The 8,913-nt window shown below is 50.3% G+C and carries 9 protein-coding genes; 5 read left to right on the top strand and 4 right to left on the bottom strand.

Features of this window, described 5'->3' with window-relative positions; genetic code table 11:
• Positions 1-300 precede the first annotated feature (300 nt).
• Positions 301-498 carry a hypothetical protein gene (locus tag NG833_RS21565; protein ID WP_254567334.1) on the top strand — a complete coding sequence of 66 codons (198 nt, stop codon included), beginning with the start codon at positions 301-303 and terminating at the stop codon, positions 496-498.
• Between the two features lie 138 nt (positions 499-636).
• On the opposite strand, the gene cysE is transcribed toward NG833_RS21565, so the two are convergent.
• The gene (gene cysE, locus NG833_RS21560; protein WP_254567333.1) at positions 637-1,389 is read right to left on the bottom strand and encodes a serine O-acetyltransferase; all 753 of its coding nucleotides are present in this window, start codon (positions 1,387-1,389) and stop codon (positions 637-639) included.
• A gap of 420 nt (positions 1,390-1,809) precedes the next feature.
• Positions 1,810-2,295 carry a hypothetical protein gene (locus NG833_RS21555; protein WP_254567332.1) on the bottom strand — a complete coding sequence of 162 codons (486 nt, stop codon included), beginning with the start codon at positions 2,293-2,295 and terminating at the stop codon, positions 1,810-1,812.
• A gap of 366 nt (positions 2,296-2,661) precedes the next feature.
• Here NG833_RS21555 and NG833_RS21550 point away from each other — a divergent pair, with 366 nt between their 5' ends.
• Both NG833_RS21550 and NG833_RS21545 read left to right on the top strand, forming a co-directional pair.
• The gene (locus NG833_RS21550; protein WP_254567331.1) at positions 2,662-2,820 is read left to right on the top strand and encodes a hypothetical protein; all 159 of its coding nucleotides are present in this window, start codon (positions 2,662-2,664) and stop codon (positions 2,818-2,820) included.
• 119 nt (positions 2,821-2,939) lie between these two features.
• Positions 2,940-4,010 (top strand): ABC transporter permease, encoded by a 1,071-nt coding sequence (locus NG833_RS21545; protein WP_254567330.1) that lies wholly within the window; start codon positions 2,940-2,942, stop codon positions 4,008-4,010.
• A gap of 22 nt (positions 4,011-4,032) precedes the next feature.
• Here the strand turns inward: NG833_RS21545 and NG833_RS21540 are convergent, their stop codons facing one another.
• Positions 4,033-5,160 (bottom strand): AI-2E family transporter, encoded by a 1,128-nt coding sequence (locus tag NG833_RS21540; RefSeq protein ID WP_254567329.1) that lies wholly within the window; start codon positions 5,158-5,160, stop codon positions 4,033-4,035.
• A 214-nt stretch (positions 5,161-5,374) separates the two neighbouring features.
• On the bottom strand, positions 5,375-6,223 hold the full coding sequence (locus tag NG833_RS21535) for an Npun_R2479 family HD domain-containing metalloprotein (protein WP_254567328.1): 849 nt from the start codon (positions 6,221-6,223) through the stop codon (positions 5,375-5,377).
• A 480-nt stretch (positions 6,224-6,703) separates the two neighbouring features.
• On the opposite strand from NG833_RS21535, the gene NG833_RS21530 reads away from it, so the two are divergent.
• Positions 6,704-8,515, top strand: a complete 1,812-nt coding sequence (locus tag NG833_RS21530; protein ID WP_254567327.1) for an efflux RND transporter periplasmic adaptor subunit — start codon at positions 6,704-6,706, stop codon at positions 8,513-8,515.
• A 2-nt stretch (positions 8,516-8,517) separates the two neighbouring features.
• The gene (locus NG833_RS21525) at positions 8,518-8,679 is read left to right on the top strand and encodes a hypothetical protein (protein WP_254567326.1); all 162 of its coding nucleotides are present in this window, start codon (positions 8,518-8,520) and stop codon (positions 8,677-8,679) included.
• The last annotated feature ends 234 nt before the right edge of the window (positions 8,680-8,913 follow it).

Here is an 8,913-nt window from a genome sequence, read left to right as displayed (position 1 = left end):
CAATGCTTGCGCCCCAAGGGCGCAAGCATTGCGCCCCTACAATCTACACACCTTGACAGGGCTAGTATTAGACCCCAAATGTAGAGGCGATTCGCGAATCGCCTCTACATTATTTAGGATATATCCTCAAAATAGGCGTAAGTCCTGTGGCATTGCCGATTGCCTGGAGTGGACAAAGTTGATAGGATTAACCACACAGATGCTTACGGATTGAGTCGCCATCGGTGCAAACCTGACTGGCATTGAATCCGAAGTTATCCCCCCATTCCATTTGTCGTCAAGCATGAGAGGGCGATCGCCTTGTTGCAGACTATCCAAGCCAACTTACCGATTTTATACTTCTTAGCCGTCGCCCATTGTATCATGGGACTCCTCGCCGCAGGGGTTGCCCAACGTAAAGGATATCCTCGGGTTTTCTGGCTGATTTGGGGACTGATTGGCGGCACCGTCGCCTTTGTCACCGCTTCCCGATTAAAACCCAAAACCGATATATTCTAGCCCGCGCAGGCGGGCTTTGTCCGTATAGCCCCACCCTTCAGGGTGCCGGGTTTTTAAGTACATAAAAATAGCCCGCCGAAGCGGGCATTTATGAGTCATGGCGTAATCTTGAATCAGTTTTGAAAGATTGACAGAGGGTCAAATGCCTGACCCATCCAGAAACTCCTGAATCGCTTTATTATTAAGGTTACAATTCGGCGGGAGTTGCTCTAAAGAAAACTCTTCAGAACGGGCACCGATTAACACATAAGAACGTTTCTGGGGTTTCATCTCTTCAACTTGCTGTTCAAGGGCTTCAATGCGATCGAGTAAACTGCGAATCGCTGATGCTTCTGAATCAGGCAATTGACCATGTTCCAAGGGGTTGACTCGCACCCCAGAACGATAGAGAATTCGACCGGGAACGCCGACTACTGTACAATCTGAGGGAACATCCCGCAGCACCACAGAACCGGCCCCAATGCGGACATTATTGCCGATTAGGAGATTGCCCAGTACCTTGGCACCGGCACCTACGACAACATTTTCCCCGAGGGTGGGGTGACGTTTGCCGGATTCTTTCCCGGTACCGCCGAGGGTGACCCCTTGATAAATCAAGCTATAATCGCCGACGATCGCAGTTTCGCCAATCACCACTCCCATGCCATGATCGATGAAGACTCCCCTGCCGATCGCCGCGCCGGGGTGAATTTCAATCCCGGTGAAAAAGCGACCCAGATGAGAAATCAGGCGAGGAATGAAGGGAATGCCGACTTGGTGTAACCAGTGGGCAACACGGTGAAACAGCAGCGCTTGCAAACCTGGATAGCAAAACAAAACTTCTAGCCAGTTGCGTGCGGCTGGGTCACGCTCAAAGATAATTTGGAAGTCAGCTACAAGGGTATTTAGCACGCTTCGTTAGCACTCTCGGCAAATAGACCATTTTTAATTGTACCGTGCTTCGACAGATCCGACTGAGCCACCCTGGATCCGACGGAGGTTGAATTTGTCATTTGTCATTTGTCGTTTGTCCTTTGTCATCAACAACCAAGGACCAAGGACCAAGGACCAAGGACCAATGACCAATGTCACCGTTTCAGCATATTTTCGAGGTCATCTTCCCCGCAAATTGCTATGGCTGAGATCTTGCACCTGTTGCAACAACCGGCGGGGGTTAAAACCCCCGCCTAACAGAATCAAGTCGGTTGAAACCGACTGAAAACACCACGGGATAAGACTTGCAGTCGGTTTTTAACCGACTTGAGCTATGAGGCGGGGGTTAAAACCCCCGCCGGTGTTGAGAATGGTGCAAGATCTCAGTATGGGCGACCCTTATTCGCGCACAGAAAGCCGATAGCGGCGGCGAATGCCCATTTCTTTGGTGCCTACCCAAATCTGATAAGTCCCTTGGGGCCAATCCGTATCTGTGACTCGGGCATCCTGACTTAACTCGGTATTATCTCCACAGCGAAAGGTATTATCGGGTCCTCGGATAATTAACGTGGTATCCACCCCTCGACTGTTGAGTTCTACGGTTAATCGGGGAAAGTCACTGCGTAATTCCATGATATGATCCGGAGTCGGATCTCCGAATCCCAGACAGAGTTGGTTCTGGCGATCGCGGACGGTAGTGACGGCAGGAAGCGAAATCGAACCCCCTGTAAAACCCGAGACAACTCCACGACTGGGTTGAAATCCCCGGGATAAAATTAAAGGTTCAAAATTGGCAGAGTTGGCGAAAGCGGGGATGACATTGAATGCCAAGGTTAAGGCGATCGCGCCGGTCCATTTCCAACGATTGATGCCATTTGTTAACATAGTTTTAGGCTCCTCTTGCATAATTGAGAATTTCAGCTTGCAGTTCTCTAGGGCTTCTGGGTAGAGATTAGAGAGAAAGAATAAGAATCAGGGTTTCTCTACCTTTCTTTTGAACAAAACAGACCGAGATTGGATCAAGGAACCGGGTTTCTAACCCCTACTGTACCGACGACGCCCTAGGTCTTCAATGTGCCAATAATAGACCTCTTGCAAAAAAAAGGATTGATCCCCCCAAACCCCCCTTCTTAAGGGGGGCTTTAAAGAATTTTGCAAGAGGTCTAATATGTAAATCGATAGTGCTGATTTCTATGTTAACCAATCCCTCCATCCGATAGTCCTCTCGATTATTTCCCTTAAATTGTCATTATGTCTGTGATTGTCATGTTGGTGGTCAGTTATCTAGCTTGGTTGCTGACTTCATTGTTAGTGAGTATCCCCATCTTTTTCTTAGGGTCGATCCACCTGCCTTTAAAGGTGGGTTTGTTTGTGATTTTTCTGCTAATTTTATGGACAGTGGATGATTGAGCTGTTCAACAGATTTGACTAGGGCTGACTGCCAGAAGGGGTGAGACGATCGCCCGTGCTGATGCTTCTTTCGGTCTATTATTTTCGATGCTTTAAACCGTAAAAACCTAAAAAATACGATGAACTGGTGGAAAAAGTTAAAAAAGAATCCCTTGGCTCGGTTAGGAGCTATTTTGTTATTGGTATTTTACTTAGGGGCGATCGCAGCAGAATTTGTCGCCCCTTATGATGCCTATATTTCCCAGCCGAATGGGGCGCTGTTGCCACCGACGCAGATTTACTGGCGGAATCAAACCACAGGGGATTTTATCGGTCCCCATGTTTATCCCACCACTCAAGGGGCGATCGATTTGGAAACCGGCGATCGCGAATTGCTGGTCGATTTTGAGCAACCTTCCCGCCTCGGACTGTTTGTCAAAGGACCCGCCTATAAACTCTTTGGATTAATTCCCGGAGACATTCATCTGTTTGGCACCACGGGACCTGCACCCTTAAACCTGATCGGGACCGACGATCAAGCGCGGGATCAATTCAGCCGCCTGGTCCTAGGGGCGAGAATTAGCTTATTTATTGGGTTAGTCGGAATTTCAATTTCCTTTCCCCTGGGACTGATTGTGGGGGGAATTTCGGGGTATTTTGGCGGCGCATTGGATAGCATCTTAATGCGCCTCGTCGAAGTGTTGATGACCATTCCCAGCATCTATCTCTTGGTCACCCTCACCCTAATTTTACCGGCGGGAATCAGCAGTGCCCAACGGTTTATCTTAATTGTGGTGATTACCTCCTTCGTCAGTTGGTCCGGACTGGCGCGGGTGATTCGAGGTCAAGTTTTGTCGATTAAAGAGCGCGAATTTGTCCAGTCAGCCAAAGCAATGGGGGCCAAACCGTTCTATATTATTCTCCGGCACGTCATCCCTCAGACGGCTACCTATACGATTATTGCGGCAACCCTGTCTATTCCCGGGTTTATTGTCGCTGAATCGGTGTTGAGTCTGATTGGGTTAGGAATTCAGCAGCCGGATCCTTCCTGGGGGAATATGCTTTCCCTGTCTACCAATGCCTCAATTTTGGTATTGCAACCTTGGTTAGTTTGGCCCCCGGCCCTGTTAATTATTTTGACCGTACTGGCGTTTAATCTCCTGGGGGATGGGTTGCGCGATGCCCTTGACCCTCGGAGTGTGCAACGGTAACGGGAGTTAAGGATTGGGGGAATCATCGGAGGCGATCGCCCTCAGAAATCCCAGTTTCTGCCGGTAATGGTTGCGGGGGTTTCTGACTGAGGATAGTGTTGAAGAAACTCCCAGTTTGCGGGGGTAGGGTGGGGTCGATCGCAATTTCCACAATACTTTTGATCACCCCAGTCAGAGGAATTGCCAAGATTATCCCTAAAAATCCCCCAACTTTGCCGCCTAAGAGCAGGGAGGTAAAAATAATCACGGGAGACAATCCGGTGAGACTGCCCATAATTCGAGGTCCAATAATATTATCCTTGACTTGCTGCAAGGCGATCGCCACAGCTAAAACTTGCAGGGCCAACCACCAATCAATAAACGCCACAATCAGGAATACCGCACCAATCCCTAGGGTGGCTCCCACAAAGGGAATCACTTCCATGATGCCGATAAACACCGCAAACAACAGGAAAAACGGCACTCTTAAAGCCCAAAATGCCGGAGTCAGGGTGACTGCCATAAATAACCCCAGCAGCAATTGTCCAGAGACAAATTTTTGAAGATTTCGCTGCAAGGAGGTGGTGAGTTGGTCCCGAATATTTGGGGCGAAAATCCAGGTGAGGGTCCGCCACAAACGGTCCCCATCCACGAGCATATAAAACGAGATGACTAGAATCAGGACGCCATCTAAGAACCAACTGACGGTGCCCAGGACTAATCCAAACCCTCGGGAGGCGATCGCCTGCACCTGTCCCTGCATCCGTTCCCCGATTTGTTGTTCCACCAACCCCACATCAAAGGGTAAATTGCGTTGCTCACTCCAAGTTTGAAATCCAGCGAGTTGGTCCTGTGCCGATTTGACCAAGTTAGGAAAGTTGTCAATGAGTTGCCGACCCTGATTAAAAACCGGCGGCACCACAGTCAATCCCACCACCAGCACCAGTAAACCCGCCAGCAAATAGACCCCAACCGCCGCGATTCCCCGGGGTAGAAATTTTTGCAATCGACTCACGGCATAATTGAGCAAAAAGGCAATCAACCCAGCCGTAATCAGAATCCCAATTGCTTCCCCAACATAACTGAGCGCACTCAGGGTAGCCCAACCAACCCCTAACATGAGCAGCCAAGTCAATAAAAACTGTTGGAAGGGTGAAAAGACTTGTTTCATGAATCAAGAGGGGCTTTCAATAGATGTGTTGCATGATTATTTTATAGGAATTACGCATTACCCCTAAATGTAGAGGCGATTCGCTTGCTCGCCTCTACATTTAGGGTGGGTTCTCAAAATGATCGCCTTCCATGACGCCATCACCCCCTGGGACAGGCTCAACCCCTCCGCAACTACAAGGCTTGTCAGAGGGGTTGTTTTATGCGAATTTAACCTATTGTTCTGGCTGCTCTTGGGCGCTCTCATGTTCGACGACAAACACATTAGAGTAAAGATTGGCAACCACCTGTTTTCCTTGCTGGGTGAGGGTCAGATATTCTAAGGCATCTTTGACATAAGGAAAAACCCCATTCCAATAAAACTTGGGATAGTTTTTCCGTAAATCTCCAGGATGCTTATAGCCAAGCACCGCATTGGTGCCAGTTTCTTCAAATTCATAGAACAAAGCCCCGATTTTCTTCAAATAGCGCGGATCGCTGAGTTGTCCGATTAAATCTGCCGCCCGAACCATCCCGGGATAGTTAATCGTATCTTGATGATCCTCGGCTTTGGGGACGGGAAAACGGGTGAGTTCGATATTGTACTTGATCTCTTCAGCATCAATCAGTTTATGGCCCCCAAACCGTTCGTCAATGAACAGTTTGGCGCGATCGACATGGTACGGCGTCAGTCCCGCATCGCTTGATCCAGGTTTGAGCTGAATCATTTCTCCACCTTGTCCCGTGGCATACCATCCATTTTTGTCCTGTCGGCATACCCCCTTGACATAGCCAATATCATGACAGACCAGGGAAATAATGAAATGAAGCCATCCTTCACAAGAGATACCCCCTTCTCGGATGTGCTTGCCTCGCATGATCTCCTGGCCCACCAAGGTCACTAAAATGGTATGTTCGACATTGTGGTACAGGGCGTCACTGTTGGCAATATTTTCGAGCGCCATGCTCCCCGCCCAGGCAATAATATCCTCGTAGTCCGGTTTATATCCTCCGTAGGTTCGGTGGTAGCCTTCCCTCAGCTTTTGCACAAAGTTGTCGATCAGTATTTCAGTGGTATTGAGCATAGTTGGTACTCGCGCTTTGCAGAGTTCTATTTTCCCGGGTTTGCAGGAGTTGCAGATGGTTCTTCTTTTTATTTACCCCATCTTTGTCTATCTTGTCATCAAAAGTTACCCGGGTTTTGGCAGAGTCGGCGTCTTATGCTTCTGATGCCCCCCCGATCCCAGAAGTGGAGCATTTGGATCCACTTCTCCACTGATGAGGGTTCTCTCAGGGATGCACTTCAAAAAAGTTGGGCGAGTCGTCGGGTGGCGGGTATTTGTGGGAATACTCACAATTATTGAGGGTTTGCGCCTGCCCCCCTACAATTGAATCCCCTAGAATATTTGATTTTTGGGAGTTCCCTAAACCGAACAAATTCTATTAAAATTAAAAAAATGAAACAATTTGCAATATTTCTTTGCACAAGCTGAAACTTCTTATAATAAAGACTTGGGGGGAAAATGAGGAAAGGGGCTTTCTCACAAGCGGAGACTGAGGAGACAATGGAAAATCCAGATATTCAAGACTCAGGGAGGCTGCCTCAAGAGTCTGATCTTGAATTGGAGACGGTAGAGGATTTAGAGGAGTCCACCCTGGGCAAAACTCGCCTTGCCGCCCCCCCAAGAACAAGCGACTGGAAAAAACTCATGCTAGGGGTAGGGATTGGGGTAGCGATCGCCGTCGTTGGAATGCAGCTCTTGAATCGACCCCAGGAGGAAACGGCAGCGAATTCTTCGGGAGTAGCAGCAGAAGATCCCAATGCCCAACCCGTTGCCAATCAAACTGTTACCGTGGCGATCGCAGAAAGCGCCCGAGTAGAAAGGTCCCTCAATGCCACCGGAACCGTCCAAGCCTACGACCTTCTGCCCGTCCTACCCCAAGCCTCTGGCTTGCAAATTCAGCGAGTCTTAGTGGATGAGGGAGATGTGGTGGAAGCGGGGCAGGTTTTAGCAATCCTAGATGATGCTGTCGAGCGATCGCAAATCACCGAAGCCGAGGCTCAAATCGACTCAGCTAGGTCCGCTGTAGCCGACCGACAAGCGGCGATCGCCATCGCCGAAGCTGCCGTATCCCAAGCCCTCGCCACCCAATCCGAAGCCGAAGCCGCTGTTGCCACAGCCAAAGCCGCCAAAGCCGAAGTGGAAGCCGGGATAGGACAGGTCCAGGCAGCCCTCTCCGAAGCCACATCAGGGGTTTCTCAGGCAGTTGCCGCCAAAGCCGAAGCCGAAGCGGGATTGGAACAAACCCGCGCCAGTCTCGCCCAAGCCCAAGCCGAACTCGCCCAAGCCGAACGAGAACGCGATCGCTATCAACAATTAGCCGAAGCCGGGGCCGTTTCCACCCAAGAACTGGAAACCCGCAGCACTGCCGCTGAAAACGCCCGAGAACGGGTGCGCGTCGCCCAGGCCAATATTAAAAGTGCCGAAGCCCGGATTGACAGCAGTCAGGCCAATATTGACAGTATGAGGTCCCGAGTGGTCAGTGCCAACTCCAACATTGAGATTGCCAACGCGCGGGTGCAAAGTGCTGAATCCAACGTCAACAGCGCTCAAGCCCGACTGGAAAGCGCCATTGCCAATGTCCGGATCGCGCGATCGCAACTCGACAGCGCCCGCGCCAATGCCAACAGTTCCGCCGCCAGCCTCCGCAGTACGATCGCCCGGGCGCAACAGGTGGAAACCCAACAAGAACGCACCATAGTCCGCGCCCCCAAAGCGGGGATAATCGCCGAAAGAGTCGCCCGAGTTGGGGATGTGACCAGTAATACGAAACAACTGTTTTCGATTATTGCCAACGGCCAACTCGAACTCCAGGTTAAAATTCCGGAAACTCAATTATCCCAGATTAAAATTGGCGCACCTGTTCAGGTAACCTCGGATGCCGATAACCGGATTAATGTAGCAGGGACTGTGCGAGAAATTGCTCCCTTGGTCGATGAAGAAAGCCGTCAGGCAACGGTTAAAGTCAGTTTGCCCTCGGATTCAATTTTAAGACCGGGGATGTTTTTACGGGCTGGAATTACCACCAGTGCAGCTCAAGCGATTACGATTCCCGGGAAAGCGGTGTTACCGCAAGCCAATGGGGAGGCGATCGTCTATCGATTGGTTGGGGAAGATATGGTGCAGGCACAGCCGGTAGAAATGGGAGAGGTGGCATCGGGTTCCCCCACGGACCTGAGTAGCACCCGAGTGGAAATCACAAGCGGTTTGTCCCTAGGCGATCGCGTGGTAGTGGAGGGGGCTGCCTATCTCAAAGATGGCGATCGGATTCGCATTGCTGACGAGCTCACTCCGACTCCCCAGGTTGAGCTTTAGAGTTGTCATTGGTCATTGGTCATTTGTCCTTGGTGGATGGGGAGGATGGGGTGGATAGGGTTCATGTTTGTAGTAACGACTTCAGTCGTTGCTCTCGTGTCATGGCGTCCGCCATGACACCCACTATGAGCGGCTTAAGCGCCTGTTTGGGGACTGGAACTTAAGCTTCCAAAGGGGCATGACCAAAGCGCTCGCCCAGTAACACGGAAACGACTGAAGTCGTTACTACAAACATGACCCCAACCGTCATTTTTTCACAGTCCCTCTCCTCTCAGGAGAGGGATTTAGGGAGAGGTTCTTCCCCCCAACCGTCACCTTTTAAGTGCTTGTTTGGGGACTGGAACTTAAGCTTCCAAAGGGGCATGACCAAAGCGCTCGCCCAGTAACATGGAAACGAC

Source organism: Oscillatoria sp. HE19RPO (assembly GCF_024220515.1).
Taxonomy (GTDB): domain Bacteria; phylum Cyanobacteriota; class Cyanobacteriia; order Cyanobacteriales; family Laspinemataceae; genus Laspinema.
This window is presented reverse-complemented; position numbering and strand designations above follow the sequence as displayed.

What these genes read in the sequence shown, in the direction of transcription:
- NG833_RS21545 (WP_254567330.1), top strand. Translation starts at nt 2,940, where the DNA reads ATGAACTGGTGGAAAAAGTTAAAAAAGAATCCCTTGGCTCGGTTAGGA.
- NG833_RS21555 (WP_254567332.1), bottom strand. Translation starts at nt 2,295, where the DNA reads ATGTTAACAAATGGCATCAATCGTTGGAAATGGACCGGCGCGATCGCC.
- NG833_RS21550 (WP_254567331.1), top strand. Translation starts at nt 2,662, where the DNA reads ATGTCTGTGATTGTCATGTTGGTGGTCAGTTATCTAGCTTGGTTGCTG.
- NG833_RS21535 (WP_254567328.1), bottom strand. Translation starts at nt 6,223, where the DNA reads ATGCTCAATACCACTGAAATACTGATCGACAACTTTGTGCAAAAGCTG.
- NG833_RS21530 (WP_254567327.1), top strand. Translation starts at nt 6,704, where the DNA reads ATGGAAAATCCAGATATTCAAGACTCAGGGAGGCTGCCTCAAGAGTCT.
- NG833_RS21540 (WP_254567329.1), bottom strand. Translation starts at nt 5,160, where the DNA reads ATGAAACAAGTCTTTTCACCCTTCCAACAGTTTTTATTGACTTGGCTG.